The organism is Lentzea sp. NPDC054927 (assembly GCF_053610285.1).
On sequence record NZ_JBSGXZ010000070.1, the window covers coordinates 1 to 25324 of the forward strand.

Here is a 25324-nt window from a genome sequence, read left to right on the forward strand (position 1 = left end):
GCAGCCGCCCAACGCAACAGGCGTGCCATCAACCCGCGCGTGGCGAGGTATCCCCCGATCAGATTGCCGGGGGTCTGGGGGCAGCGCCCCCAGGGGAAGCACTCAACGCAACTCGCCGCCCGCAACCCAACCACCTACGGACCAGGCGACCCTAAAGCCCTACTTGCTCTTGGCCACACCCTGATAATCGTTGGTAACGATCAAAATCACCCCAGCCGCCGCCGACTGGATCCCGTCGAACCGAGGCTCAACCCGTGCCCGCAACACCGAAGCCAACTCCTTCGCAGAAGCCTCTTCATCAGTCCCAGGCCGGAAATACACGGTCGTAGTAGGGATAGTCCCCTGCGCGTAGTTCCCAGTCTCAGCAACAGTCCACCCGTTGGCCCGAACCTCGTCCGAGGCCTTCCCAGCCAACCCGGTAATGGTGGAGTTGTTGTAAACCCGAACCGGAACCTTCGCAGCCCCAGGCGGAGTAACCGGCGGAGGCGGCACAACAGCAGTGGACGACGACCCCGGCGTACTGGCAGGCGGAGCCGTAGTAGTCGCAGCCGGAGGCGCGGACGACGCAGCCGACGACGTCTCCGAAGCAGTAGTAGGAGCCGGCGGCGCGGTGGACGACCCCTCCGCGACAGGAGGCGTCTCCGACCCCCCGCCACCGAACAAACTCACCACGCCGATGATCAGAGCCACCGCGGCGACTCCGAGCAGGGCGAAACCGGCGGCCTTGGCCGGACGGGACGGGCTAGCGGACTCGGGGGAGGTCATCAGTCCTCGGTGCTCCTGGCGCGTGCGCGAACCCTCTGACGGCCTGTCCGCACGCCGCGCAACCGCTTGACCAGCATCGGATCGGCAGCCATAGCGGCTTCCTTCTCAACGAGCGCGTTGAGCAGCTGGTAGTAGCGAGTGGCCGACATGTCGAACAGTTCCCTGATGGCCTGTTCCTTGGATCCCGAGTACTTCCACCACTGCTTCTCGAACGCGAGCATCGTGCGTTCGCGGCTGGTCAGCCCGTCAGCGGAGGTGAGCATCTCGGCGTGATCCATCTGGCTCCCCACGGTCGCCACACCATCTCAGGTGCGGGCAATTCAATCACGTGATCGTTCCAACCTACCGCGCGACACCGACAGTTTTGGACCGCTTAAGGTCTGACCATGGCCGTGCATCGCATCCGCATCGCTGGTGACCCCGTACTTCACCACCCCACGCGTGAGGTCACCGAGTTCGACACCGAACTGAAGACGCTCGTCGACGACATGTTCGAGACGATGGCAGCCGCTCGCGGAGTCGGGCTCGCAGCCAACCAGATCGGTGTCGACCTGCGGGTTTTCGTGTACGACTGCCCGGACGACGACGGCGTCCAGTACCGCGGCGTGATCGTGAACCCGGTGCTCGAGACCTCCGAGATCCCCGAGTCCATGCCCGACCCGGACGACGACTTCGAGGGCTGCCTGTCCGTCCCCGGCGAGGCCTACCCGACCGGACGCGCCCGTTGGGCGAAGGTGACCGGCCAGGACCTGGACGGGCAGCCGTTCGAGGTCGAGGGCACCGGCTTCTTCGCTCGCTGCCTCCAGCATGAGACCGACCACCTCAACGGCTACCTCTACCTCGACCGCCTGATCGGCCGGTACAAGAAGGAATCCAAGCGGATGCTGCGCGACAACGAGTGGGGCGTGCCGAACCTCTCGTGGGACCCGGCAGACCCCTCGAACTTCCTCGACGAAGACGAGGACTGAGCGCTGCCGAGCTCTACTGGGCGCTAGGGCCGGAGCACCGACTCCACCTGCTTCAGCTCGTCGGCCGACAGCGGCCCGAACTTCAGCGCACCCGCGTTCTCCTCGACCTGAGCCACCGTCCGCACGCCCGGAATCGGAATCAGGCAGGGAGAACGCGCCCAGAACCACGCCAGCGCACCCTGCACCAACGTCCTCCCGCCGGACGTCAGCACGTCCCGCACGGCCTCCCGCGCCCGGAAGTACTCCGGTGACGGCTTCCCGTCGACGAAGAACCTCAGCCACGAGGGATCGGTGACGCGCACGTCGTCGGCGGGCAGCTCCGCGAACGTCTCCCGCGCCAGCAGCCCCATGGCCAGCGGCCGGCGGCACAGCACGGCGTACTCCCCCGCGTACATCTCGGGGTTGTCGAACAGCACGTTGATGTCGGCCTGAGCGGCCACGCCGTGCTCCCCCTCGCAGAAGAACCGCGCCCGCTCCGGGTCGTCGGTGCTCCAGCCGTACGAAACGATCTTGCCCTCGCGGACCAGCACCTCGCACTCGTCGCGCAGCAGCGCCGCCTCGTCGAGCCCGAGGTCCCCGATGTGCAGCTGGTACAGATCGATCCGGTCGGTGCCCAAGCGCCGCAACGACCCCTCGACGGCACGGCGCAGGTACTCGACCGACCCTTCGTTGCCGGTCATCCGACGAGCCGCGGCGTCGAAGCCACAGCCCCACTTCGACGCGATGAGCACCTCGTCGCGCACCGACGCAAACGCTTGCCCCAGCACCGTTTCCGCGTGCCCGCAGCCGTAGACGTCGGCCGTGTCGAACAACCGGACACCCAGCTCGTGCGCCCGCAGCAGGGCCTTCACCGACTCCGCGTCATCGGCCGGCCCCCAGCCGACCGGCGCACCGTCCGGACCCGAGAACGGCCCACCCATGGCCCACGTGCCGAAACCCATCTTCCCGAAATCCGTCATGGGGACCACCGAACATCCTGGAGCGCACTCCAGGTCAAGAAAAAAGATTGCTCCGGTCAGCGACCATCGAAGGCATGCCCATCGAAAACATCGTCGCCTTCGTCGCGGCCTCGTTCCTCATCGCACTGTCGCCCGGACCTGGCACGGCCATGGTCCTGCGACAGTCGGTGCACGGGCGAAAAGCCGCGCTGGCGACGGTGTTCGGCATGGAGGTGGGCGTCGCGTGCTGGGCGATCGCGGCCGCGCTCGGCCTGTCAGTGCTGCTCACGGCGTCCGAGATCGCCTACCACGCGCTGCGGATCGGTGGCGCGGTCTTCCTGATCTACCTCGGGGTCAGGGCGCTGATCAGCAGGACCAAGCCCGAGGCAGCGCCGCCACCGGCCAGTCACGCGTTCCGCAGCGGGCTGATCGTGAACCTGGCCAACCCGAAGCTCGGCGTGTTCGCGATCTCGTTCCTACCGCAGTTCGTGCCTGCCGGGGAGGCCGGCCAGGGGGTTCTGCTCTTCCTCGCCGTGTTCTGGGTCCTGATCGACACCGTCTGGTACCTGATCATCGTGTCGATCCTGCACACCATCCGCGGCTGGCTCAGCCGGCCGCGGGTCCGTCCCGCGCTCGAGAAGCTGTCGGGCGGCGTGCTGCTGGCGCTCGGAATCCGGCTGGTACTCGACCCGCGTTGAGATCGGGCTGCCCCGGCGCCAGAACAGCTCGGGCAGCCCGGCCAACTCGTCGAGGGTGTAGCAGGAGGCCATCGACGCGTAGCCGCCGGCCAGCACGTGCGCACGGATCCGGTCCAGACGGCCGAACTCGATCACCTCACCGGCGATCAGGAACGGCAGCACCAGCTGCCAGGCCTGCACCACCGCCGGCCGGCGCCGGTGAGGTGCGCGCAGGGCCGCGCGGGCGACTCGTAAAAGGTGCTCGTTCGCGCTCATCGTGTACGGATGCGCCGAGTGGTCCCAGTTCCATCGGCGCTCCTCCGTCACGGCGCACCGCACGCACTCGACGGGCCCGGTGCCCAGTTCGGCACCGCAGCGCGAGCAGGCCAGCAGCGTCATCGCCCAGTCGACGCACGTCCACGGGTACTGCCCGACGTCGGCGGAGGTCACCAGTTCGGCCAGCTCACGGTCGGCGAGCTGCGATGACCTCCGCAGCTCCTCCCAGTCCGCGAGCCAGAACTGGTCGAGCAGTTCCGCGCAGAAGCCGCAGTCGGGGTAGCCGCGACCTGCGAGTTCACCGCAAGAAGGGCATGCCGAGACCACGGCGGGACGTTGACCGCGACGCGCGCCGGGCGGGAACGGCTGATGATCCGCCACGAGAGAGAACATTAGGGCCAAACCGTCCCCTTGGCAGCTGTGGCGCGCGCTGACTATGGTCGGGTCTCGACAACTCAACAAGAACGCGGGAGCTCGCGCCTGAAGCGGGCTGAGAGGGTGACTGGCTGCAGTGCCGGTGTCACCGACCGCCTGAACCTGACCGGGTAATGCCGGCGTAGGGAGGAATGTCGTGACGGCACTTGAGGACCGTTCGGTCAAGCCCACTGTTACCACCGGCCCGATCTCCGGGTCTCGCAAGGTGTACCGCGATGGTGTGCCTTTTCGCAGGGTGGAACTGACCAACGGCGACCATGTCGATCTGTACGACACTTCCGGTCCGTATACCGACGAGAACGCGACCATCGACGTCCAAAGTGGACTTCCCGACCTCAGGTCGGAGTGGATCGCCGCACGGGAACCGATCAACGGAGCTGTCAGCCAGCTCGCGTACGCGAAGGCCGGGATCATCACCCCGGAGATGCGCTACATCGCGGTGCGCGAGAACCTCGACGCGGAGTTCGTGCGCAACGAGGTCGCCATCGGGCGTGCGGTCATTCCGTTGAACCGCAGGCACCCCGAGGCCGAGCCGATGATCATCGGCAAGAAGTTCCTCGTCAAGATCAACGCCAACATCGGCAACTCCGCGGTGTCGTCGTCGATCGAGGACGAGGTCGAGAAGATGGTGTGGGCGTCCCGCTGGGGTGCCGACACGATCATGGACCTGTCCACCGGCAAGCGGATCCACGAGACGCGCGAGTGGATCCTGCGCAACTCGCCGGTGCCGATCGGCACCGTGCCGATCTACCAGGCGCTGGAGAAGGTCAACGGCGATCCGGCCGCGTTGACGTGGGAGATCTACCGCGACACCGTGATCGAGCAGTGCGAGCAGGGCGTCGACTACATGACCGTGCACGCCGGCGTGCTGCTGCGCTACGTGCCGCTGACGGCCAAGCGAGTCACGGGCATCGTCTCGCGCGGCGGTTCGATCATGGCCGCGTGGTGCCTCGCGCACCACCAGGAGAGCTTCCTCTACACGCACTTCGAGGAGCTCTGCGACATCCTGCGCGCCTACGACGTGACGTTCTCGCTGGGCGACGGGCTGCGGCCGGGTTCCATCGCGGACGCCAACGACGCGGCGCAGTTCGCCGAGCTGAAGACCCTGGGCGAGCTCACGCACATCGCGCGCGCTCGCGATGTTCAGGTGATGATCGAGGGCCCCGGCCACGTGCCGATGCACAAGATCGCCGAGAACGTCCGGCTCGAAGAGGAGTGGTGCGGCGAGGCGCCGTTCTACACCCTCGGCCCGCTGGCCACGGACATCGCGCCGGCGTACGACCACATCACGTCCGCGATCGGTGCGGCGCAGATCGGCTGGCTGGGCACCGCGATGCTCTGCTACGTCACGCCGAAGGAGCACCTGGGCCTGCCGAACCGGGACGACGTGAAGACCGGCGTGATCACCTACAAGATCGCGGCGCACTCGGCGGACCTCGCCAAGGGCCACCCCGGCGTCCAGGACTGGGACGACGCGTTGTCCAAGGCGCGCTTCGAGTTCCGCTGGGAGGACCAGTTCAACCTGTCGCTCGACCCGGACACCGCGCGCTCGTTCCACGACGAGACGCTCCCCGCGGAACCGGCGAAGACGGCGCACTTCTGCTCGATGTGCGGGCCGAAGTTCTGCTCCATGAAGATCACCCAGGACGTCCGCCGCTACGCGGAGGAACGCGGACTGTCCACAGTGGAAGCCATCGAGGCTGGCATGGCGGAGAAGTCCGGCGAGTTCGCCGACACCGGGAACAAGGTCTACCTGCCAGTGGTGGAAACGACGTGACAGCAACACCTCCGAGGGTCCTCACCATCGCCGGAAGCGATTCCGGCGGTGGTGCGGGCATCCAGGCCGACCTCCGCACGCTCTTCGCGTGCGGGGTGCACGGCTGCGTGGCCCTGACCGCCGTGACGGTCCAGAACTCCCTGGGCGTCACGGGTGTCACCGAAATTCCGGCCGACGTCGTCGCGGCGCAGATCATCTCGGTCGCCGAGGACATCGGTCTGCAGGCAGCGAAAACCGGCATGCTGGCATCGGCTCAGATCATCGAGGCCGTCACGCCCGCGCTCGACCAGGTCGGGATCGGTCGCGGCCGGAAGACCCCGTTCGTCGTCGACCCCGTGTCGGCGTCGATGCACGGCGACCAACTACTGGCGGACAACGCGCTGGACGCGTTGCGGGGCCTGCTCTTCCCGCGCGCGACGCTGGTGACACCGAACCTGGACGAGGTGCGGCTGATCACCGGCATCGCGGTGAAGGACCGGGCCGACCAGCGGGTCGCGGCCGAGGCTCTGCACACCATGGGGCCGGAGTGGGTGCTCGTGAAGGGCGGCCACATGTGGGACGACCCGGAGTGCCTCGACCTGCTGTACGACGGTCGCGAGTTCATCGAACTGCCTGGTCCGCGCTACGACATCAAGCACACGCACGGCAGCGGCGACACTCTTGCGTCGTCGATCAGCTCGGCGCTGGCTCGTGGTGCGTCGGTGCCGGAAGCGGTGCGGTTCGGCAAGGACTTCATCGTGAAGTCCGTCGCCGCGGCCTACCCGCTGGGTGCCGGGGTCGGGCCCGTTTCGCCGTTGTGGAGGCTCGACAAATAGCGGGCGTACATCGCCTTCCAGGAACGCGATCAGCTCAACCGCGGCCGCTTCTCCGAGCTCCTTGGCGAAGTGGCCGCGGAGCGCTCCGAACAACCCGATCGCGGCGTCGGGGATCTGGCGGCGTCTGCTGACAAACCTCCGTCGGTCTCGGGCGACAAAACCACTGGACAGCGCCCATCATGCTTGACAACCGTGCAGATGAATGAGGTCAGGACAGAGCTGGTCATCCCCGCCCCGATCGACGACGTGTGGCGAGTGCTGGTGGACTTCGCGGGCTACGCGGCGTGGAACCCGGTGATGGAGTACACGCAGGTGGATGGCGTGCACACCAAGGTGAAGGCGGCCAAGGGCACGCCGTTCGAACGCGACTTCGACGGCGAGATCACGTCGATGGAGCCGCACGTGCTGGCATCCCAGGGTGGCGAGCAGGGGACCTTCTTCGGCCGCCACCGCTGGGAGCTCAGCGAAACCGACGGCGGCACCCGGCTGGTGAACGTCGAGGAGTTCACCGGCGCGATGGCCGCCGACGTGCTGGCGCAGACCCGCGAGGGGCTGATCGCGGAGTTCGACGCGTTCAACCAGGCGCTGCTTCAGGTGTTCGTCGGCGAAAGCCGCTAGCGAGGGCGTGCGAACCAGGTCGCGATCGAGCGCCGGTACCCCTCCGGCATGGTCAGCCCGGGCACCTCGTCCGCGGTGAACAGGCCGATTTCCTTGTGCTCGTGGGAGAGCACGGGCTCGCGGTCGCCGACGAGGTGGCAGCCGTAGGTCACGATGAACACGTGCCACTTCCCGGCGATGGCGTACATCCACGAGTCGAGGATCGGGCCGGGCGTCACCTGCCAGCCCGTCTCTTCCGCGATCTCGCGGACGACGCACTCCTGCGGGGACTCGCCGGGCTCGATGCGGCCGCCCGGCAACTCCCACTCGTCGCGCTCGTTCTTCAGCAGCAACACCTTGCCGCCGCGCACCACCACGCCCTTGATCGAGACGGGGTAGCTGGGCACGAGCTACTTCGACTCCTCGCCGACCAGCGTTTCCAGGGCGTCCAGCGCGTGCACCAGCGCCGAGACGTGCTCGGGCGAGAGTTGCTCGATGCGCCGCTGGAGTTCGCGGACCCGTGCGGACCGCACGCCGGAGACCATCGTCTCGCCTTCGGGCGTGGGGGTGGCGAGCCAGGCTCGGCCGTCCTGCGGGTCCGGTTCGCGTTTCACGTAGCCGGCCTCGACCAGTGCGGCGACGATGCGGGACAACGTCGGGGGCGCCACGCCTTCCTTGTTCGCCAGGTCGCCCAGGCGCATGGGGCCGCAGCGGGCGAGGGTGGCGAGCGCGGAGACCGCGCCGGGGCCGAGTCCGGGGGAACCGGTGCGTCGCAGCAACCGGGCCAGCCGGCCGATCGCCAGGTACAGACGCGCGGTCGCGTCCTCGACCTCGGCGTCAATGGGGGCCGTCACGGCTTGTCGTCCTCCTCGGCGGATGGGTAATGCTCAATCATCCCCCAACACGTATGCACACAAGGTAGCGACCTCAGCGTCCCGGCGAGGACGCTTGGGCCCAAAACCTCTGCGGAATGCGGCCGGCCAGTCGTGCGAGCCGTCCGCCCTCGACCGCACAACGCATGGCGGCGCCCATCCGTTCCGGATCCTGTGCGCGCGTGACGGCCGTCGCCAGCAACACCGCTGAGCAGCCCAGTTCCATCGCCAGCGCCGCGTCCGAGGCTGTACCGATGCCCGCGTCGAGCACCACGGGAACGGTGGCGCGGGAGGTGATCAGCTCGATGTTGTGCGGGTTGCGGATGCCGAGACCTGTTCCGATGGGCGAACCGAGAGGCATCACCGTGGCGCAGCCGATGTCCTGGAGCTTGAGCGCCAGCACCGGATCGTCGTTGGTGTAGGGCAGGACCACGAAGCCGTCGTCGACCAACCGCTCGGCCGCGTCGAGCAGCTCGACCGGGTCCGGCAGCAGGGTCTCCTCGTCATGCACGACCTCGAGCTTGACCCAGTTCGTCTCCAACGCCTCGCGCGCCAGCTGGGCCGTCAGCACGGCCTCGGCGGACGTGCGGCAGCCCGCGGTGTTCGGTAGCACCTCGATTCCAAGGCGCCGCAACAACTCCAGCACGCCGGTCTGGCCGGCTGCGTCGACCCGGCGCATGGCCACGGTCGTGAGCTCGGTGCCGGAGGCCACCAGGGCGCGCTCCAGCACGGAGAGGTTCGCGGCACCGCCGGTGCCGGTGATGAGCCTGGACCGGAACTCCCGGCCCGCGATGATCAGCGGATCGTCCACGTCAGCCTCCCTGGACCGCGGTCAGCACCTCGACCACGCCGCCGTCCGGCACGATCGTCTTGTCCCACAACGCCCTCGGCACCACGGCGCCGTCCAGGGCCACCGCCACACCAGAGGTCGGCGCGCCCACGAGCGTCACCACGGCGGCCACCGACGAACCGTCGGCCAGGTCCCGAGATGTGCCGTTGACCTGTGCATTCACGAACTTCCTCCCTCGAGCAGCCCGACCACGAGACGAGCGGTGTGCGGAGCCAGCAGCAGACCGTTGCGGTGGTGGCCGGTCGCGGCGATGACGCCGGGTTCGAGCCAGCGCACGATCGGCACGTTGTCCGGGCTGCCCGCGCGGAACCCGACGGCGGCCTCGGTCAGCGCGTACTCGGCGATGCCCGGCAGCACGGTTTCCGCGTCCCGCAACAGGTCCCGCACCCCGGCGACGGAGACATCGGTGTCGAACCCCACCTCGTACTGGGTCGCGCCGACGACCAGTCCGTCATCCCGCGGCACCAGGTACACCGGACGACCGGAAACCAGGGCGCGGATGGTGTGCCGAGGCGGTGGCAACGCTCCCTGACGCCAGGAAAGCCGCAGGATCTCGCCCTTCACGGGCCGGATCACGTCGCGCAGAGCCGGATGCAACCCACCGCTCCACGCCCCGGCCGCGATGACCTCGACCCGTCCGTCCACATTGGACCTCACACCCGACTCCACGCAAGCCTTCCACAGTGCGGAAAGCAGGACCCGGTTGTCCACCGCGAGATCGCCCGACGCGTACACGCCACCGCGAACCGCCGGGCCCAACGAAGGTTCCAGAGCACGGATCTCCCGCGAGGTCAGCAACTCCCCCGCGTGGCGCAGATCAGCGAGGTCACCGGGCTGCGTACCCACCGCCAGCGTCCCGGCGGTGAACAGCTCCACACCGATCGACTCAGCGAACGCGGGCCACATCGCCAGGGCCTCAACACCCTGTGCCACCACGGCTTCCTCGCCCGGCCAGGCCTCCGTCAGCGGCGCCAGCATCCCGCCCGCGACCCGTGAACCGGCGTGCGGCGACCCGTCGTCGAAAACGGAAACCGAGTACCCGGCCCGCGCCGCGAACAACGCGACGGACAGCCCGATGACACCGCCACCCCGGACGGCCACTTCCACACTGCTCAAGGCATTCACGCTCCCTGCGCCGGCATGACCCGGATCAGGTTCGACGGTCGGAGCGAACCACGCTCCCTCTCAGCCCGGTGTTCTCCAGGCTCCCGTGCGGACCGAGTTCAACATAACGGTTAACGTGCGTACGTGCCAGGACTCGACGGAAACCTGATCAGGCAACGACTCGCCGACGCGACGCTCTACCTCTGCACGCCGAACCGGCCTGATCTGGCCGACTTCGCCGATGCCGCGCTCGCCGGCGGGGTCGACATCATCCAGTTGCGGGACAAGTCGCTCGAGGCGAAGCAGGAGATCGAAGCGCTCGAAATCCTCGCCGAGGTCGCCGAACGCCACGGCAAGCTGCTCGCCGTCAACGACCGCGCGGACATCGCCCACGCGGTCAGCGCCGACGTGCTGCACCTCGGCCAGGACGACCTGCCGGTGCCGCTCGCCCGCAGGATCCTCGGCGAGGACGTGGTCATCGGCCGCTCCACCCACGACGTCGACCAGATGCGGGCCGCAGCCGAGGAACCCGGCGTGGACTACTTCTGCACCGGCCCGTGCTGGCCGACCCCGACCAAGCCAGGTCGCCCGGCACCGGGACTGGACCTCGTCCGGGCGACCAGGACAGACCGACCGTGGTTCGCCATCGGCGGCATCGACCTCACGAACCTGCCCGAGGTGCTCGCGGCAGGCGCCACCCGCGTGGTCGTCGTCCGGGCCATCACCGAGGCCGAGGACCCCCGCAAGGCCGCCGAGTCGTTCAAATTTGAACTTAGTCGTTGAAATTTGAACTAAACGGCGTACTCTCGATGACGTGAGCGCACCAGTGCTGTACCTGAGCCACGGGGCACCCCCGCTGGCTGACGACGAAACGTGGACCAGAGAGCTCAAGGACTGGTCCGCCACCCTCCCGCGCCCGGAGGCCGTGCTCATGGTCTCCGCGCACTGGGAGGAGGCGCCGACCACCATCGGCGCGACGACGACCGTCCCGCTGGTCTACGACTTCTGGGGCTTCCCGCAGCGCTACTACGACGTCACCTACGAGGCACCTGGCGCTCCGGAACTGGCCGACGACGTGCGCAAACTCCTCGGCGGCCACGTCGAGCAGGACGCGGAGCGCGGCCTCGACCACGGCGCCTACGTGCCGTTGAAGGAGATGTTCCCCGACGCGGACGTGCCGGTGCTGCAGATGTCGATGCCCACGCTCGACCCGCGTGAGCTGCACGAGATCGGCCGCAAGCTCGCCCCGCTGCGGGACCAGAACGTCCTGATCGTCGGCAGCGGGTTCATGACGCACAACCTGAGCTGCGTGAACTTCCCCGCCGGACCGGACTACGAGCCGCCGTCGTGGTCGAAGGAGTTCGACGACTGGGCACACCAGCAGCTGGCCAACGGCGACGTCGACACACTGCTCGACTTCCAGCAGAAGGCACCGGCCGCCGGGATCGCACATCCGAGGACTGAGCACTTCGCGCCGTTGTTCGTGGCGCTGGGCGCGGCGAGCGACGAGAAGGCCCGCACCAGCGTTGAAGGCTTCTGGTACGGGCTGTCGAAACGGTCTGTGCAGTTCAGCTAGCGGCACCTTCGAGGAACAGGGTGGCCAGCCGCCGCGCGACAGCGGGCGTCCCCTGACGGACGCCCCCGCTGGCCATCAGGAGCAGCACCACGTCGTCGACCGAGAAGTCGGCCCGCAACCCACCGGTCGCCTTCGCCCGTCTGATGAGCTCGGCGAGCGAGCGGAACGACCTGTCGCGCACCGAGGCGAAGTCGATCGCCTTGGGGTAGGCGGTCGTGAACGCCGCCGCGAACCCGCGGTCCATGACGTGGAGCAGGCACACCTTCTCCACCGTCCGGCAGAACCCCTGCCAGGGATCGGCATGCGCGAGCCCCTCGTCGACCGCGGCCGTGCAGGCGGCCATCTGCTCCGAGAACGCCTCCACCACCAGCGCTTCCTTCGTCGGGAAGCGGCGGTAGAGGGTCGCCGGACCGACCCCGGCCCTGCGGGCGAGCTCACGCATCGGCACGTCCAGCCCTTCCACCGCGAACGCCTCGCGCGCGACCGCCATGATCCGGTCGCGGTTGTCCTGGGCGTCCGAGCGCAGGTTGTGAGTCAGATTCCCCGTCACCGTCTCAGTTTCGGCCAAGTGGACGCCCTGTTCCACTAATTTCGCCGGCATGCGAGCACTTCAGTTCTCCCAGTACGGCCCCGCCGACCTGCTGCACGTGGCCGAGGTCGCCGAACCGCACGCGGGCCCCGGCCAGATCCGCATCGCGGTGCGTGCCTCCGGCGTCACCCCCGCCGACGCGGGGTTGCGCGCCGGACGGTTCGGGCAGGCGGTGCCGCTGCCGCACGTGCCCGGCGTGGACGCGGCCGGCGTCGTCGACGAGATCGGCGAGGGGGTGACCGATGTCAGTCCGGGCGACGAGGTGTTCGGGATGATCGACCTGGCCCGGCTGGGCGGCGCCAACGCCGAGTTCGCCGTGCTGGCCGCGTGGGCGCCCAAGCCGGCGGCCCTGAGCTGGGAACAGGCGGGCGGCGCTGCTGCCAACGCGGAGACCGCCACCAGGGCACTGGACCTGCTCGGGGTGCGCGACGGCACCACGTTGCTCATCGCGGGAGCGGCAGGCGGTGTCGGCACGGTCGCCGTCCAGCTGGCCGTCGCCAGGGGTGCGAAGGTGATCGGCACCGCCGGCCCCGCGACCCAGGACTTCGTCGCGGAACTGGGCGCGATCCCCGCCGTGTACGGCGCCGGCCTCGCCGACCAGGTCGGGAACGTCGACGCGGTCCTGCACTGCGCGGGCACGGTGGCCGACCTGGTGACGATCGCGGGCTCACCGGATCGTGTGCTGACGATCTCCGACCTGTCCGGGGAGCACGGCGTCCGGTTGTCCCACACGGCAGGAGGTCCCGGCGCGGACCCGCAGGCGTTGCACGGTCTCGCCATCGCCGCGGCGCTCGCCGAGCAAGGTGCCTTCACCGTTCCGCTCGCCGGGGTCTTCCCGCTCTCCTCCGGCGCCGACGCGCACCGGCTGAGCGAGACCGGGCACGCCCACGGCAAGATCGTGCTCGTGAACGCCTGAACACGCGAAAGCGCTGCGACACCAGGTGCCGCAGCGCTTTCAGGTCAGTGCAGTGAGGACTAGCCGCGCGTCAGGGTCAGGCCGTAGCGCGACAGGATCGGGTTCACCGGCTGGAAGTACGTGGTGCCACCGGACGAGCAGTTGCCAGAACCGCCGGACGTCACGCCCTGGGCCTGGCCGAAGCCCGAGCCCGCCACCCACGAACCACCGGAGTCACCGGGCTCGGCGCACGCGTTGGTGCGGGTGAGACCGCGGACCTGACCCTGCGGGTAGTTCACGGTCTGGTTGAACGCCTGGACCGTGCCGCAACGCCATCCGGTCGTGGAACCGGAACGGCAGATCTGCGAGCCGACAGCCGCCTGCGTGGAGCCGCGGACGATCACGTTCGCGCCGCCGTAGCGGTTGACCCACGGCCGCGGCGTCCAGTTCGCGTTGGTGCGGACGTGCGCGTAGTCGTTGCCCGGGAAGACCGAGGCGGCGAACGTGCCCGCTGCGACGCGGTTGAAGCCGGAGACCGCGGTGCCGGCGCGGCCGCAGTGGCCTGCCGTCACGTAGCCACCGGTCACGGAGAAGCCGAGCGAGCAGCGGCCGCTGCCCATGTAGATGGCGTCACCGCCGCGCAGGTCGTACAACGGCGTCGGGTTCTCAGTCACCTCTTCGACCTCGACGGCCGAACCGATGGACTTCGCGGTGGCGAGGAACTTGTCCGCCGCGGCGTCACGGGTGTTCTTGTTGATCTCGACGACGACGCTGTTGGACTTCTCGTCCACGCGCCAGCTGGTGACCGCCGAGGGGGCGCTCATGAGGTCGAGAACGGCCTTGGTGCCGTTGAGCTGAGCCAGCGAGCTCTTCACGACCTGGGTGTCGGCCCCGGTCACGGAGAGTCCCGGCCTGGTCACGGCGACGGTCAGTCTGCCGCTCGCCTGGTCGATCCACGCTCCGCCGAACGCGTCGCCCAGCGAGGCCTTCGCGGAGTCCGCGATCTCGCTCGACTTCTGGTCAGAGGCCAGACGGACGCGTGCCTGGTCAGCGTTCAGGCCCAAATCACGCTGGACCGCTTGGAGCAACTCTGCCGGGTAGCTCTCCGTATCGGAACCGGTTGGGGCGACTGGTGCGGCAGGGGCGCCAAACGCCGGTACGCTGAGAGCAGTCACGACTCCGGTGGCGAGAACAACGGCACCGGTTATACGGGCCGCACTCGTGCGGTTCATCAGACGTCTCCCTCACTTTCGGGTGCAGGGGAACCCGAGAGATCGGTTGCAGGGACCTCTCTCGGGGGCTCTAGGGGGACGGGTGGTGGGGCGGCGGCAGGGGTCGCCCCACCCCTCCAACTTCCGTCCAGCTGAGTTCTGTGACGAAGGCGCTGCGCTCAAGTGGTCGTGCCACGAGCCTCATCGCGCCCTCCTTCGGTCTCTTTCGGAGCTAATCTTTCGCCCGTTCGAGTGATACTGCCGGGCCGTTAGCTATTACGCCTGAACCCGACTGTGGACGAAGTGTGTCACAGCTCACGACAGATCAACTCCGCTGCGTAGCAATTGACAGTTAACTGTCGCTCAAAGTAGTGACGCGATCACCGAATGGGGTCGACAGTTGACGGCGGTGTCGAGCTGTCGGAGGGCTGTCGGGATTCTGTCGACGTAGTGGGCGGTCCGGATGGGGTCGTGCTTTCGGTGGGCGACTGACTGGTGGTGCTCGGCGGGACCGTGACGGTCTCCGTTTCGATCTTGGTCGTCTCGGTGCGGGTCTCGGTGTGGGTGCTCGTTCTCGACGTCGGACCGGGATCCGCGGACGTCGGCTTGCCGGTGACGAGTTGGACGCTCGTGACGGTGAGGACGGTGACCACGAAGGCGAGCAGACCGCCGACCGCGATCATCTGCCAACGCTTCTCGCGTTCCATCGACCGTTGGTAGAACACGGCGCCCACTGTGGTCACCACGCTCGCGAGGATCGCGCCGATGATGGTGCCGGCGACGTTGAGGCGAAGGCTCAGCACGGCCGCGGTGGCGGCGGCGAGCACACTCGCGATGAGCTTGACGGGGGTGATTTTCTCCTTTTCAGACATGACAACTTGTAGGACGTCGGGCACAGTTCACCGGTTGTGCGCCGGTGACGTGCATCATCAACGCATGCGCTTGGTGACTCTCGAAGACATCCACGCGGCCGCTGCCGCGATCGCCCCGCATGTCGTCCACACCCCGTTGCTGTCGTTCGACTCCTCGCTGTGGATCAAGCCGGAGTGCCTGCAACCGATCGGGGCCTTCAAGCAGCGCGGTGCGGTGAACGCGTTGTCCCGCATACCTTCCGAGGACCGCGCCCGCGGTGTCGTGGCGTACTCGAGCGGTAACCACGCGCAGGCAGTTGCTTACGCCGCCAAGATTCTGGGCATGCCGGCGGCGATCGTCGTGCCGAACAACACACCTCAGCTGAAGATCGACGCGACGCGCGCGCACGGCGCCGAGGTGTTCGTCGTCGGCATCACCGAACGCGAGTCGCGCGCCGCCGAACTGGTCGAGGAACGTGGCGCCACGCTGATCCCGCCGTTCGACCACCCCGACGTGATCGCCGGCCAGGGCACCATCGGCCTGGAGATCTGCGCCGACCTGCCCGAGGTGGCCACGATCCTGGTCCCGGTGAGCGGCGGCGGACTGATCTCCGGCATCGCGACGGCCGTGAAGTCCTTGCGCCCCAACGTTCGCGTGATCGGTGTCGAACCGGAGCTGGCCGCCGACACCGCCGCCTCGTTCGCCGCGGGCTCGCTGGTTCGGTGGGACGCGCACGACCGCGCCCGCACCAACGCCGACGGCCTGCGCGCCGAGCCCTCCGAGCTCACGTGGGCGCACATCCACGAGTACGTCGACGACGTCGTGACCGTCACCGAGGACGAGATCCGGGACGCGGTGAAGCAGATCTCCCGCCGCACGCGGGTCGTGTCGGAGACGAGCGGCGCCGTTCCCGTTGCCGCGTACCTGAACCGCGAGCTGCCGGCCGGTCCGACCGTCGCGGTGGTGTCCGGCGGCAACATCGAGCCTGCCCTGCTCGCGTCGATCCTCGGATGATCACGCTCTCAGACGTCCGTTCGGCGGCGACGGTCATCGCACCGCACGTGGTGCGCACGCCGTTGCTGCCGTACGGCTCGGGCTGGATCAAGCCGGAGAACCTGCAGCCGATCGGCGCGTTCAAGCTCCGCGGCGCGCTGAACGCGTTGGCACGCCTGGAGAATCGCGAGAAAGGCGTGGTCGCGTACTCCAGCGGCAACCACGCCCAGGCCGTGGCGTTCGCGGCCAGGCTGCACGGCGTGCCGGCCGCGATCGTGATGCCGGACAACACCCCGGCGGTCAAGATCGAGGCCACGAAGGCGCTGGGAGCCGAGGTCTTCATCGTCGGCATCACCGAACGCGTCGAGCGCGCCGAGGCCCTGGTCGCCGAACGCGGCGCGGCGCTGATCCCGCCGTTCGACCACCCGGACGTGATCGCCGGTCAGGGCACCATCGGCCTGGAGATCCTCGAGGACCTGCCGGGCGTCGAGGCCGTCGTGGTGCCGATGTCCGGCGGCGGGTTGATCTCCGGCGTGGCCACCGCGATCAAGTCGCTGCGCCCGGACGTCCGCGTGATCGGCGCGGAACCCGAACTGGCCGCCGACATCGCGGATTCGCTCAAAACGGGCGAACTGGTGCGCTGGGACCCCCTGAAACGCGCTCAGACGGTCGCTGACGCCCTCAGGGACGAGCCGTCGGCACTCACCTGGGCCCACATCAACGAGCTCGTCGACGACGTGATCACGGTGTCGGAGGACGAGATCCTCAGCGCCATGACGGGCCTGGTCCGCCGGGCACGGCTCATCGCCGAACCGAGCGGTGCCGTCGCGGTCGCGGCGCAAGCCAAACTCGGGGGTGCCGGGGTCGCCGTCGTGTCCGGCGGCAACGTCGATCCCGAGCTACTGGCGCGCCTTCTCGCCACCTGAACGGATGTGCGTCGGCGGGCCCTCCACGCCGCAGTGCAGACACTCGCCGGGGTGCGGCGCCTCCTGCTGGTCCGGTGCCGCGGCCAGCACCCGGTTGTCCACGCCGATCGCGAGGACACCACCGATGATCGACGCCACCGCGCACAGCACGAGGGCCATCTGCCACCCGGAGGTCATGACCGCCGGGTTCGTGTAGTCCTCGCCCATCAACCCGACCGCCGCGGGCAGCACGGCCATGGCCAGCAGGCTGCCTGTGCGCGCCACGGCGTTGTTGACGCCGGACGCCACACCCGCGTGGTGATCAGGCGCGGAGGCGAGCACGGTCGCGGTGACCGGCGCGACCACGGCGGCGAGGCCCAGCGCGAACACCACGATGCCGGGCAGCACGCCGGTCAGGTAGCTCGAGCCGGGAGCGGCGTTGCGCAGCAGCAACATCCCGAGACCGATCACGATCGGCCCGAGGACGAGCTGCCAGCGCGGGCCGTAGCGCTGCGCGAACTTCCCCGAGGTCGACGACAGCAGCAGCATGATGATCGTGAGCGGCACGCTGGCCAGGCCGGACGCCGTCGGCGAGTAGCCGAGCGACACCTGGAGCTGGAGCACCAGCAGCACCATCACGCCGCCGAGTGCCGCGTAGACCAGGAACGTCAGCAGGTTCGCGACCAGGAACGTCCGGTTGCGGAACAGCTCCGGCGGCACCAACGGGTCGTGCGACCGCACCTGGACCACGCCGAACGCGATCATCGCGACCAGCCCGAGCCCTGCCACCAGGTAGGACTGCTCGACCAGGCCACCGGTCAGCAGCGCGAGCCCGACCGCGCCGACCAGCGCCGAGAGGTAGTTGGGGTGGCCCGCCTCGTCGTCCTGGGACTCCGGCACGAACCGCAGCGCCAGGTACACGCAGAGCGCCGCCACCGGCAGGTTCACCAGGAACGCGAGCCGCCACGACCACGCCTGCACCAGCAGCCCGCCGACGAACGGCCCGATGGCGGTGGCCACGCCGGCCAGACCCGACCAGGCGCCGATCGCGCGCGACCGGTCCTCCCGGTTGAACGACGACTGCAGGATCGCCAGCGCACCCGGCGTCAGCAGAGCAGCGCCCACGCCCTGCAGCACGCGCGCGGCGACCAGCATCGGCACGTCCTGCGCGACGCCGCACAGCAGCGACGAGACGCCGAACCAGATCACGCCGATCACGTAGACCCGGCGCCGGCCGAACCGGTCCCCCAGCGATCCCGCGACCAGGATCAGGGAGGCCAGCGCGAGCATGTAGCCGTTCAGGATCCACTGCAGGTCGGTGACCGACGCGGTGAACTCCGCGCCGATCCGGGGCAGCGCCACGTTGACGATCGTCCCGTCGAGCATCGCCATGCCCGAGCCGAGGATCGTCGTCGCCAGCACCCAGCGGGCGCGTGGCGTGCCCCAGGCGATCAAGACGGCCTGTTCAGCGTGGCGACGAACTTGTAGCGATCACCCCGGTACACCGAACGCACCCACTCGATCGGGCTGCCCTCGGTGTCGTACGAGTGCCGCGACAGCAGCAGCATCGGCAGTCCGATGTCCGCACCGAGCAGCTCTGCCTCTTCTGGCGAGGCGAGAGCGGTCTCGATCGTCTCCTCGGCGTGTCCCATCTCGACACCGAACCGCTCGGACAGCACCTGGTACAGCGAGGCCCCCGGCGCGAGGTAGCGCCGCAACCCGCGGAACCGGCCGAGCGCCAGGTGGGTGGTCTCGATGGCCATCGGCTCGTTGTCCGCCAGGCGCAGGCGGTGCAGTCGCAGCACCTTGGCACCGGGACGTACGCCGAGCAGCCGGGCGAGCTCGGCCTCCGCGGGCATCTCGGAAGCTTCGATGAGCTTGGACGACGGCACACGACCCTGGGCCCGCATGTCCTCTGTGTACGAAGACAGCTGCAACCTCTGGGCGACCTTGGGTTCCGCCGCGAAGGTGCCCTTGCCCTGCACGCGGAGCAGCCTGCCTTCCACCGTCAGCTCGGCAAGCGCCTGGCGAACGGTGGTCCTGGAGACGTCGAACTCCGCCGCGAGCGACCGTTCCGTCGGGATCGGTGAGCCGGGCGGCAGCGCCCTCAACAGGTCGAGCAGGTGCCGCTTGAGACCCCAGTACTTCGGCTCGCGTTGTGCACGCGTCCTGGCGTCCACGCCTGATGCAGGCGTCGTCTCCAGCATGGCCTCCTCCTCGCACTCCACGTCACGCCACACAAGGATGCCTTGTCCGTGTCGTTTCGTGCGTTCGAACCCCCGCCATTCGACACAAAAATGATCGGAGGACTCCGCAACGCTTTGGCAACGCGCTTGACAGGACCGGTGACGCAGCACACGCTGTTCCGCATTGGTCTACACCACTTGGACGTTCCGGCCGAGTGCCGGGCTTGGTGAAAGGGCGCGAATTGTGAAGGGCTGGAGAGGACTCGCTGCTGGTGCCGCCGCGCTGGCAGTGGCCGTGTCAGGCTGTGGCACGAGCACGAACAGCGGTAGCACCACGGAGACCAAAGAGATCACCGTGTGGCTCATGGACGGCTCCGCGCCGACGACCCTGACCGACGCCTTGAACAAGGAGTTCGAGTCGGCGAACGGGATCAAGGTCAAGTACGAGGTCCAGAAGTGGACCGGCATCCAGGAGAAGCTGACCACGGCGCTGGCCAGCAGCACCCCGCCGGACGTCATCGAGCTCGGCAACACCCAGACGGCGAGCTTCGCCGACCAGGGCACGCTGGCCGACCTCACCGCTGACGCCGGCCAGTTCAACGGCGGCGAGTGGCTGGGTGGCCTCAAGGACTCGCTGACGCTGAACGGCAAGCAGTACGGCGTGCCGTTCTACGCGGCGAACCGCACCGTGATCTACCGCACCGACCTGCTGCAGGCGGCCGGCGTCGCGAAGGCGCCGACGTCGCGTGCCGAGTGGATCGACGCGATCAACAAGCTCAAGGCCGCGAACGCCTCCAACCCGGAGTTCCAGGCCCTGTACCTGCCGGGTCAGTCCTGGTACTTCCTGCTCTCGCTGATCTGGGACGAGGGCGGCGACATCGCCAAGCAGGACGGCGGCAAGTGGACCGGCACGCTCGACACCCCGCAGGCGAAGGCCGGCTTCGAGGCCTACAAGGCGCTCTACGACGCGTCGGCCACCAAGAAGGTCCCGGCTGACATCGACGAGGCGAAGCCCCAGCAGATGGAGGTCTTCGGCACGGGCAACGTGGGCATGATGGTCGGCCTCCCGTGGGAGCTCGGCGGCGCCGTGAAGGCGAAGCCGGACCTGGCGGACAAGACCTCGGCGTTCCCGATCCCGTCCAAGAAGGCCGGTTCGGCCGCGCCGGTGTTCCTCGGCGGCTCGAACCTCGCCATCCCGGCGGCCAGCAAGAACTCCGCGGCAGCGAAGAAGTACCTCGCGCTGCTGTCGTCCAAGAACTACCAGGACCAGCTCGCCGCGGGTGGCGCTGTGCCCGGTACCTCGAAGGACACCTCGAAGCTCGCCAGCAACGCGATCGGCAAGGCCATGGCGGACTCGTCCCCCGGCGGCAAGGTCACCCCGGTGACGCCGAAGTGGGCGGCCGTCGAGGCGGGCCAGAACCCGCTGAAGGATGCGCTGACCGCGTACCTGACCGGCGCGAAGACGCTGGACCAGGCGACGAAGGACGCGAGCGACGCCATCACCAAGGCCATGGCCTAGCCAAGCTGAGATGACGGCCGTCAAAACGACCGAAACGGCAGCGCCGGCAGGGGACATCCCTCCGGCGCTGCCGCCTGACGTGACGGGTGGGGCGCGCAAGCGCCGCCGCCGGGGCGGTGCCTTCGACTGGGCACTGCCCTACCTGCTGCTGGCTCCCGCACTCATCGCGATCCTCTGGCTGATCGGCTGGCCGGTCGTCTCGGTGTTCGTGACGAGCTTCCGCCAGCTCAACCTCGGTGAACTGGTCCGCGGCGAGATCGTGTGGACCGGCATCGACAACTACGTGACGGTGCTGAAGGACGAGCGGTTCTGGACCGTCTCGCTGCGCACCATCGTCTTCACCGTCGGCGTCGTCGTGACGTCGGTGGGCATGGGCCTCGGGATCGCGCTGCTGATGCGCGTGCTCACGCCGTGGGTGCGGATCGCTCTGCAGATCGCGATGCTCTGCGCGTGGGCCATGCCGATCCTCGCGTCCACGACGGTGTACCAGTGGATGTTCGACCAGAACTACGGCATCTTGAACAAGACGCTGGTGCAGCTCGGGTTCGACTCGTTCGCCGGCTACTCGTGGTTCTCGTCCGGCACGTCGACGCTGTCCGTCGTCGGCCTGCTGATCGTCTGGCAGGCGATCCCCTTCCTCGCCTTCTCGCTCTACGCCGGACTCGTCGGCATCCCCCGCGACCTCTACGAGGCGGCGGGCATCGACGGAGCGACGGGCTGGCAGACGTTCCGCGCGGTGACGTGGCCGGAGATCCGGTCGCTGCTGATGATGGTGACGTTCCTGTCGACGTTGTGGGACTTCAAGGTCTTCGCCCAGATCTGGGTGTTCCGAGAGGGCGGTCCCAGCGGTGAGAGCACGACGCTGCCGGTGCTGCAGTACCTGGAAGGCATCGCGAAGAGCCACTTCGGTGTCGCGGCCGCGATCTCCGTGCTGATGATGCTGATCCTCGGCCTGATCACGTTCCAGTACCTGCGCAAGCTGCTGCAGACCGAGGAGGGCAAGATCTGATGCTCAAGAAGTCTGCGGCGAACCTCACGGGTCTCGCGCTCGCGTTGTTCTTCCTGTTCCCGACGTACTGGATGATCACGTCGGCGATGAAGCCCAAGGGCACGACGATCACGTCGGACTACGACCTGATCCCGTTCTCGGTGACGTTCTCGAACTTCGTCACGGCGTGGACCAAGCCGGGCTTCCTGTCCTCGCTCGGCAACAGCCTGCTGGTGACGCTGACCGCGGTCGTCGCCGCGATCATCATCGGCATCACCGCGGCGGTCGCCATGTCGCGCTTCGCTTTCCGCGGCCGCAAGAGCTTCGTGCTGCTGATGCTGGTCGCGCAGATGGCGCCGTTCGAGGCGTTGCTGATCCCGATGTTCCTGATGATGCGGGATCTCCAGCTCTACGAACACCTCTCCTCGCTGATCCTGGTGTACTTCGCCGTGACGCTGCCGTTCTGCGCGTGGACGTTGCGCGGGTTCGTCAACGGCATCCCGGTGGAGCTAGAAGAGGCCGCGATGGTCGACGGCTGCGGCCGGTGGGGCGCGTTCCAGAAGGTGACGCTTCCCCTGCTGGGACCGGGTCTCGTCGCGACCTCGGTGTTCGCGTTCATCACGGCGTGGAACGAGTTCCTGTTCGCCAAGGTGCTGATCCGCAGCCAGGACAGGGAAACCCTGCCCGTGTGGCTGTCCGGTTTCCAGACCGCGTTCGGCACCGACTGGGGTGGCGCGATGGCCGCGTCCGTCCTGTTCACCGTGCCGGCACTGGTGTTCTTCCTCATCGTCCAGCGCAAGATGGTCGCCGGCGTCACCGCCGGTGCAGTGAAGGGATGACGCGTGGATCAGTTGGCCGCAGCCGTTCTGCTACCCGGATTCCACGGAACGACCGCCCCCGACTGGTTGCGACGGCGGGTCGCTGACGGTCTCGGCGGCGTGGTGCTCTTCGGGCGCAACGTCGTCGACGACGCCCAGGTGACCGCGCTGTGCGACGAACTGCGTTCGGTGCGCCCGGACGTGGTGATCGGCATCGACGAGGAGGGCGGCGACGTCACGCGTCTCGACGCGGGCCGCGGCTCCGAGGTGCCGGGCAACCACGCCCTGGGCGCGGCGGACGACCTGGACCTCACCAGGTCGGTCGCGGCGTCCATCGGCGCCAGGCTGGCGAAGTGCGGGATCTCGTTGAACCTCGCCCCGTCCGCCGACCTCGTCCTGACCCTGGACGACCCGATCATCGGCGTCCGCGCGTTCGGCTCGGACCCGGTGCTCGCCGCCCGGCACGTGGCCGCGTGGGTCGAAGGCCTGCAAGCCGTGGGCGTTGCCGCCTGCGCCAAGCACTTCCCTGGCCACGGAGCGTCCACTGAGGACTCTCACGAACAACTCCCGGTCCTCCCGCGCACCGAGGAACAACTGCGCGCCGTAGAACTGGTCCCGTTCCAGGCAGCCGTGCACGCGGGCGTCCGTTCGATCATGACCGGCCACCTGGTCGTCCCCGAGTGGGGCACCGCTCCGGTCACGCTGAACAAGCACGCCATCAACCTGCTCCGCTCGGAACTCGGCTTCACCGGTGCCGTGATCACCGACGGCCTGGACATGAAGGCAGTAGGCGGCGACCTGGCCATGGGCGCGGTCAAGGCCCTGGCCGCCGGCGTCGACGCCCTCTGCCTCGGCGGCATCGCCCTGGACGACAACGACCTCCAGTGGCTGATCGACTCGATCGTCGCCGCCGTGAAGTCAGGCGAACTCTCCGAGGAACGCCTCACCCAGGCAGCCGCCCGCTCCCTGGCCCTGGGCCTCCCCCCGTCCACCGTCGACGCCCACGACGCTGAGATCGGTCTCACGGCCGCTCGACGCGCCATCGAGGCCCGTGGCCGAGTTAATGTCGGTACCGACCCGGTAGTAGTCGACCTGGTCGTGGACCCGTCGATCGCAGTGGGCGACGTCCCCTGGGGCCTGGGCCCCTACCTGCGCGACGTGCTGCCAGGCACCGAAGTGATCGCCACACGAGACGTCACCGCGGAAGAAGTTGCGAAAACCGCAGGTGACCGCACGATTGTGGTCGTGACCCGAGACGCCCACCGCCACACCAGCGCTCGACAACTGGTAACAAACTTAACTAATCTGGGCTTGGACGTCGTGCACGTCGAAACCGGCGTGCCGGGTCCGGACCTGGGCAGCGTCGCCCGCATCGACACCCACGGCGGTTCTCGGGTGAGCCTCCGAGCCGCGGCCGAGCTGATCCTGAAAGGCACGACATGACCACGCCCCAGCCAGGCCGGCACATGGCAGCGGAGATCGCCGCACAGCCGTCGATCTTCTCCTCGCTCTACACCTCCCGCGCAGCCATCGCCGAAGTAGCCGCCGTAATCCGCGAACGCGCCCCGCGCTTCGTCCTCTTCGCAGCCCGCGGCTCCAGCGACCACGCCGCCATCTACGCCAAGTACCTCACCGAAATCCTGCTGGAACTCCCCGCAGGCCTGGTCTCGGCCTCCACGACGACCCTCTACGGCGCCGAACCCGACCTCCGCGACGTACTGCTGGTCACCGTCTCCCAGTCAGGCGGCTCCCCAGACCTCCTGGAAGTCACCGCCTCCTACCGCCGCCGAGGCGCCCTGACCGTGGCGGTCACCAACACCTCGTCCTCCCCACTAAACGCAGCCGCCGAACTCTCGGTGGACGTCTCAGCAGGCGTAGAACACGCCGTGGCCGCAACCAAGACCTACTCCGCCACCCTCCTGGCGCTCTATCTCCTCATCGACGCCATCCGAGGCGGCAACGGCGAGGCAGCCGCCTCCCTGGGCGACCTGGCCCAGGTAACCCTCGACGCCAGCACCCCCACCGTCGACGAAGCAGTCCGCCGCTACCGCTTCGTGGACCGAGTCCTCACCACCGGCCGTGGCTACTCCTACGCCACAGCCCTGGAAGCCTCCCTCAAACTGGCCGAAACCTCATACCTGGCAGCCCGCGCCTACAGCGGCGCCGACCTGCTACACGGCCCAGTAGCCGCAGTAGACGGCGAAACCGCAGTCCTCGCCATCACCTCCCTCGGCAAGGGCGGCGACTCGATCCGCGACGCCCTGGACGTGGTCCACCAACGCGGCGCAGACGTGGTCGCAGTGGGCTCAGCATCAGAAAAGGTGGGCGCCACCCTCTCCATCTCGATCCCCGAGACGGCAGAAGAAGTGGCCCCAGTACTGGAAATCCTCCCCGTCCAACGCCTGGCCCACGGCCTGGCACTGGCACGCGGCGGCGACCCGGACAGCCCCCGAGGCCTGAACAAGGTGACCAGAACCCTTTAACACCACAAAAAGAGCCCGCCCGGAACACTCCGGGCGGGCTTTTTTGCTTGTGGCGACGGCGAAGCCGAGCTGCCTGAAACCAAAGGTTCCGGTGGGTGGTCCCGTCACGAGTCGTGCCTCAGCTTTTGCTGCATCTGAGGAGGGGTGGGGGGGGGGGGGCCGGGTGTGGGGGGTTTTGGGACAGCACCCCATAGTTGTTGTGGTTTTAAAAAAAAAAAAAACAAAACACACCCCC

29 protein-coding genes and 1 riboswitch are annotated in these 25324 nt (G+C 68.3%); of the genes, 16 read left to right on the top strand and 13 right to left on the bottom strand.

From position 1 onward, the window contains the following. Window positions 1-159: 159 nt before the first annotated feature. Both ACWGE0_RS43915 and ACWGE0_RS43920 read right to left on the bottom strand, forming a co-directional pair. Window positions 160-765 (bottom strand): LytR C-terminal domain-containing protein, encoded by a 606-nt coding sequence (locus ACWGE0_RS43915; protein ID WP_452266784.1) that lies wholly within the window; start codon window positions 763-765, stop codon window positions 160-162. Next, window positions 765-1043, bottom strand: coding sequence for a DUF3263 domain-containing protein (locus ACWGE0_RS43920; protein ID WP_452266808.1), 279 nt, complete (start codon window positions 1041-1043; stop codon window positions 765-767). Before ACWGE0_RS43920 ends, ACWGE0_RS43915 begins: the two co-directional genes overlap by 1 nt. Before the next feature lie 108 nt (window positions 1044-1151). Between ACWGE0_RS43920 and ACWGE0_RS43925 the strand changes: the two genes are divergently transcribed. After that, window positions 1152-1733, top strand: a complete 582-nt coding sequence (locus ACWGE0_RS43925; protein ID WP_452266785.1) for a peptide deformylase — start codon at window positions 1152-1154, stop codon at window positions 1731-1733. Between the two features lie 23 nt (window positions 1734-1756). Here ACWGE0_RS43925 and ACWGE0_RS43930 read toward each other — a convergent pair whose 3' ends face one another. Continuing rightward, a complete protein-coding gene (locus ACWGE0_RS43930; protein WP_452266786.1) occupies window positions 1757-2692 on the bottom strand; it encodes an aldo/keto reductase in 936 nt (311 codons plus the stop codon). Between the two features lie 74 nt (window positions 2693-2766). On the opposite strand from ACWGE0_RS43930, the gene ACWGE0_RS43935 reads away from it, so the two are divergent. The 5 genes from ACWGE0_RS43935 (at window position 2767) to ACWGE0_RS43955 (ending at window position 7269) form a co-directional block, all read left to right on the top strand. Further along, window positions 2767-3369 (top strand): LysE family translocator, encoded by a 603-nt coding sequence (locus tag ACWGE0_RS43935; RefSeq protein ID WP_452266787.1) that lies wholly within the window; start codon window positions 2767-2769, stop codon window positions 3367-3369. Between the two features lie 334 nt (window positions 3370-3703). Beyond that, complete coding sequence (locus ACWGE0_RS43940; protein WP_452266788.1) at window positions 3704-3907, top strand: hypothetical protein; 204 nt, start codon at window positions 3704-3706, stop codon at window positions 3905-3907. 288 nt (window positions 3908-4195) lie between these two features. Next, window positions 4196-5836 carry a phosphomethylpyrimidine synthase ThiC gene (gene thiC / locus ACWGE0_RS43945; RefSeq protein WP_452266789.1) on the top strand — a complete coding sequence of 547 codons (1641 nt, stop codon included), beginning with the start codon at window positions 4196-4198 and terminating at the stop codon, window positions 5834-5836. Beyond that, complete coding sequence (thiD, locus tag ACWGE0_RS43950; protein ID WP_452266790.1) at window positions 5833-6651, top strand: bifunctional hydroxymethylpyrimidine kinase/phosphomethylpyrimidine kinase; 819 nt, start codon at window positions 5833-5835, stop codon at window positions 6649-6651. The genes thiC and thiD overlap by 4 nt, the downstream gene beginning before the upstream one ends. 198 nt (window positions 6652-6849) lie before the next feature. Next, window positions 6850-7269 (top strand): SRPBCC domain-containing protein, encoded by a 420-nt coding sequence (locus ACWGE0_RS43955; RefSeq protein WP_452266809.1) that lies wholly within the window; start codon window positions 6850-6852, stop codon window positions 7267-7269. Here ACWGE0_RS43955 and ACWGE0_RS43960 read toward each other — a convergent pair. The 5 genes from ACWGE0_RS43960 to ACWGE0_RS43980 all read right to left on the bottom strand — a co-directional run bounded on the left by ACWGE0_RS43960 (window position 7266) and on the right by ACWGE0_RS43980 (window position 10086). Beyond that, a complete protein-coding gene (locus ACWGE0_RS43960; RefSeq protein WP_452266791.1) occupies window positions 7266-7655 on the bottom strand; it encodes an NUDIX hydrolase in 390 nt (129 codons plus the stop codon). The genes ACWGE0_RS43955 and ACWGE0_RS43960 overlap by 4 nt on opposite strands. A 3-nt stretch (window positions 7656-7658) precedes the next feature. Then, window positions 7659-8102, bottom strand: a complete 444-nt coding sequence (locus ACWGE0_RS43965) for a MarR family winged helix-turn-helix transcriptional regulator (protein ID WP_319972355.1) — start codon at window positions 8100-8102, stop codon at window positions 7659-7661. A gap of 73 nt (window positions 8103-8175) precedes the next feature. Further along, window positions 8176-8931 carry a thiazole synthase gene (gene thiG / locus ACWGE0_RS43970; RefSeq protein ID WP_452266792.1) on the bottom strand — a complete coding sequence of 252 codons (756 nt, stop codon included), beginning with the start codon at window positions 8929-8931 and terminating at the stop codon, window positions 8176-8178. A gap of 1 nt (window position 8932) precedes the next feature. Further along, window positions 8933-9133, bottom strand: coding sequence for a sulfur carrier protein ThiS (gene thiS / locus ACWGE0_RS43975; RefSeq protein ID WP_452266793.1), 201 nt, complete (start codon window positions 9131-9133; stop codon window positions 8933-8935). Continuing rightward, window positions 9130-10086 (bottom strand): FAD-dependent oxidoreductase, encoded by a 957-nt coding sequence (locus tag ACWGE0_RS43980; protein ID WP_452266794.1) that lies wholly within the window; start codon window positions 10084-10086, stop codon window positions 9130-9132. The genes thiS and ACWGE0_RS43980 overlap by 4 nt, the downstream gene beginning before the upstream one ends. Next, window positions 10081-10192: riboswitch (TPP riboswitch) on the bottom strand. Its footprint overlaps the gene before it by 6 nt. Before the next feature lie 26 nt (window positions 10193-10218). Here ACWGE0_RS43980 and thiE point away from each other — a divergent pair. Together thiE and ACWGE0_RS43990 are read left to right on the top strand one after the other, a co-directional pair. Next, the gene (gene thiE / locus ACWGE0_RS43985) at window positions 10219-10857 is read left to right on the top strand and encodes a thiamine phosphate synthase (RefSeq protein WP_452266795.1); all 639 of its coding nucleotides are present in this window, start codon (window positions 10219-10221) and stop codon (window positions 10855-10857) included. 31 nt (window positions 10858-10888) lie between these two features. Beyond that, window positions 10889-11650 carry a dioxygenase family protein gene (locus ACWGE0_RS43990; RefSeq protein WP_452266796.1) on the top strand — a complete coding sequence of 254 codons (762 nt, stop codon included), beginning with the start codon at window positions 10889-10891 and terminating at the stop codon, window positions 11648-11650. On the opposite strand, the gene ACWGE0_RS43995 is transcribed toward ACWGE0_RS43990, so the two are convergent. Continuing rightward, window positions 11643-12200 carry a TetR/AcrR family transcriptional regulator gene (locus ACWGE0_RS43995; protein WP_452266797.1) on the bottom strand — a complete coding sequence of 186 codons (558 nt, stop codon included), beginning with the start codon at window positions 12198-12200 and terminating at the stop codon, window positions 11643-11645. The genes ACWGE0_RS43990 and ACWGE0_RS43995 overlap by 8 nt on opposite strands. Before the next feature lie 49 nt (window positions 12201-12249). Between ACWGE0_RS43995 and ACWGE0_RS44000 the strand changes: the two genes are divergently transcribed. Beyond that, window positions 12250-13155 (top strand): NADP-dependent oxidoreductase, encoded by a 906-nt coding sequence (locus ACWGE0_RS44000; RefSeq protein WP_452266798.1) that lies wholly within the window; start codon window positions 12250-12252, stop codon window positions 13153-13155. Window positions 13156-13214: 59 nt separating this feature from the next. On the opposite strand, the gene ACWGE0_RS44005 is transcribed toward ACWGE0_RS44000, so the two are convergent. Together ACWGE0_RS44005 and ACWGE0_RS44010 are read right to left on the bottom strand one after the other, a co-directional pair. Then, entirely contained in the window at window positions 13215-14222 is a 1008-nt protein-coding gene (locus ACWGE0_RS44005) for a S1 family peptidase (protein ID WP_452266799.1), read from the bottom strand. Between the two features lie 503 nt (window positions 14223-14725). After that, entirely contained in the window at window positions 14726-15217 is a 492-nt protein-coding gene (locus ACWGE0_RS44010) for a hypothetical protein (RefSeq protein WP_452266800.1), read from the bottom strand. A gap of 64 nt (window positions 15218-15281) precedes the next feature. On the opposite strand from ACWGE0_RS44010, the gene ACWGE0_RS44015 reads away from it, so the two are divergent. Then, window positions 15282-16211 carry a threonine ammonia-lyase gene (locus ACWGE0_RS44015; RefSeq protein ID WP_452266801.1) on the top strand — a complete coding sequence of 310 codons (930 nt, stop codon included), beginning with the start codon at window positions 15282-15284 and terminating at the stop codon, window positions 16209-16211. Beyond that, complete coding sequence (locus ACWGE0_RS44020; RefSeq protein WP_452266802.1) at window positions 16208-17116, top strand: threonine ammonia-lyase; 909 nt, start codon at window positions 16208-16210, stop codon at window positions 17114-17116. Before ACWGE0_RS44015 ends, ACWGE0_RS44020 begins: the two co-directional genes overlap by 4 nt. Here ACWGE0_RS44020 and ACWGE0_RS44025 read toward each other — a convergent pair. Further along, window positions 17090-18550, bottom strand: a complete 1461-nt coding sequence (locus ACWGE0_RS44025; RefSeq protein WP_452266803.1) for an MFS transporter — start codon at window positions 18548-18550, stop codon at window positions 17090-17092. The two genes, ACWGE0_RS44020 and ACWGE0_RS44025, sit on opposite strands and share 27 nt — an antisense overlap. Continuing rightward, a complete protein-coding gene (locus ACWGE0_RS44030; RefSeq protein WP_396424111.1) occupies window positions 18547-19302 on the bottom strand; it encodes a GntR family transcriptional regulator in 756 nt (251 codons plus the stop codon). Before ACWGE0_RS44030 ends, ACWGE0_RS44025 begins: the two co-directional genes overlap by 4 nt. A 223-nt stretch (window positions 19303-19525) precedes the next feature. Here ACWGE0_RS44030 and ACWGE0_RS44035 point away from each other — a divergent pair, with 223 nt between their 5' ends. The 5 genes from ACWGE0_RS44035 to ACWGE0_RS44055 are packed head-to-tail and all read left to right on the top strand — an operon-like array spanning window position 19526 to window position 25089. Next, window positions 19526-20800, top strand: coding sequence for an extracellular solute-binding protein (locus ACWGE0_RS44035; protein WP_452266804.1), 1275 nt, complete (start codon window positions 19526-19528; stop codon window positions 20798-20800). Window positions 20801-20810: 10 nt separating this feature from the next. Further along, window positions 20811-21809, top strand: coding sequence for a carbohydrate ABC transporter permease (locus ACWGE0_RS44040; protein ID WP_452266805.1), 999 nt, complete (start codon window positions 20811-20813; stop codon window positions 21807-21809). Then, window positions 21809-22627 (top strand): carbohydrate ABC transporter permease, encoded by an 819-nt coding sequence (locus tag ACWGE0_RS44045; protein WP_319972342.1) that lies wholly within the window; start codon window positions 21809-21811, stop codon window positions 22625-22627. The genes ACWGE0_RS44040 and ACWGE0_RS44045 overlap by 1 nt, the downstream gene beginning before the upstream one ends. Window positions 22628-22630: 3 nt before the next feature. Then, window positions 22631-24049 (top strand): glycoside hydrolase family 3 protein, encoded by a 1419-nt coding sequence (locus ACWGE0_RS44050; protein ID WP_452266806.1) that lies wholly within the window; start codon window positions 22631-22633, stop codon window positions 24047-24049. After that, on the top strand, window positions 24046-25089 hold the full coding sequence (locus ACWGE0_RS44055) for an SIS domain-containing protein (protein WP_452266807.1): 1044 nt from the start codon (window positions 24046-24048) through the stop codon (window positions 25087-25089). The genes ACWGE0_RS44050 and ACWGE0_RS44055 overlap by 4 nt, the downstream gene beginning before the upstream one ends. Window positions 25090-25324: the final 235 nt, after the last annotated feature.

What these genes read in the sequence shown, in the direction of transcription:
- ACWGE0_RS43930 (WP_452266786.1), bottom strand. Translation starts at nt 2,692, where the DNA reads ATGACGGATTTCGGGAAGATGGGTTTCGGCACGTGGGCCATGGGTGGG.
- ACWGE0_RS44030 (WP_396424111.1), bottom strand. Translation starts at nt 19,302, where the DNA reads ATGCTGGAGACGACGCCTGCATCAGGCGTGGACGCCAGGACGCGTGCA.
- ACWGE0_RS43915 (WP_452266784.1), bottom strand. Translation starts at nt 765, where the DNA reads ATGACCTCCCCCGAGTCCGCTAGCCCGTCCCGTCCGGCCAAGGCCGCC.
- ACWGE0_RS44020 (WP_452266802.1), top strand. Translation starts at nt 16,208, where the DNA reads ATGATCACGCTCTCAGACGTCCGTTCGGCGGCGACGGTCATCGCACCG.
- ACWGE0_RS43955 (WP_452266809.1), top strand. Translation starts at nt 6,850, where the DNA reads ATGAATGAGGTCAGGACAGAGCTGGTCATCCCCGCCCCGATCGACGAC.
- ACWGE0_RS43925 (WP_452266785.1), top strand. Translation starts at nt 1,152, where the DNA reads ATGGCCGTGCATCGCATCCGCATCGCTGGTGACCCCGTACTTCACCAC.
- ACWGE0_RS44055 (WP_452266807.1), top strand. Translation starts at nt 24,046, where the DNA reads ATGACCACGCCCCAGCCAGGCCGGCACATGGCAGCGGAGATCGCCGCA.
- ACWGE0_RS44045 (WP_319972342.1), top strand. Translation starts at nt 21,809, where the DNA reads ATGCTCAAGAAGTCTGCGGCGAACCTCACGGGTCTCGCGCTCGCGTTG.
- ACWGE0_RS43935 (WP_452266787.1), top strand. Translation starts at nt 2,767, where the DNA reads ATGCCCATCGAAAACATCGTCGCCTTCGTCGCGGCCTCGTTCCTCATC.
- ACWGE0_RS43920 (WP_452266808.1), bottom strand. Translation starts at nt 1,043, where the DNA reads ATGGATCACGCCGAGATGCTCACCTCCGCTGACGGGCTGACCAGCCGC.
- ACWGE0_RS44010 (WP_452266800.1), bottom strand. Translation starts at nt 15,217, where the DNA reads ATGTCTGAAAAGGAGAAAATCACCCCCGTCAAGCTCATCGCGAGTGTG.
- ACWGE0_RS44000 (WP_452266798.1), top strand. Translation starts at nt 12,250, where the DNA reads ATGCGAGCACTTCAGTTCTCCCAGTACGGCCCCGCCGACCTGCTGCAC.
- ACWGE0_RS44015 (WP_452266801.1), top strand. Translation starts at nt 15,282, where the DNA reads ATGCGCTTGGTGACTCTCGAAGACATCCACGCGGCCGCTGCCGCGATC.
- ACWGE0_RS44040 (WP_452266805.1), top strand. Translation starts at nt 20,811, where the DNA reads ATGACGGCCGTCAAAACGACCGAAACGGCAGCGCCGGCAGGGGACATC.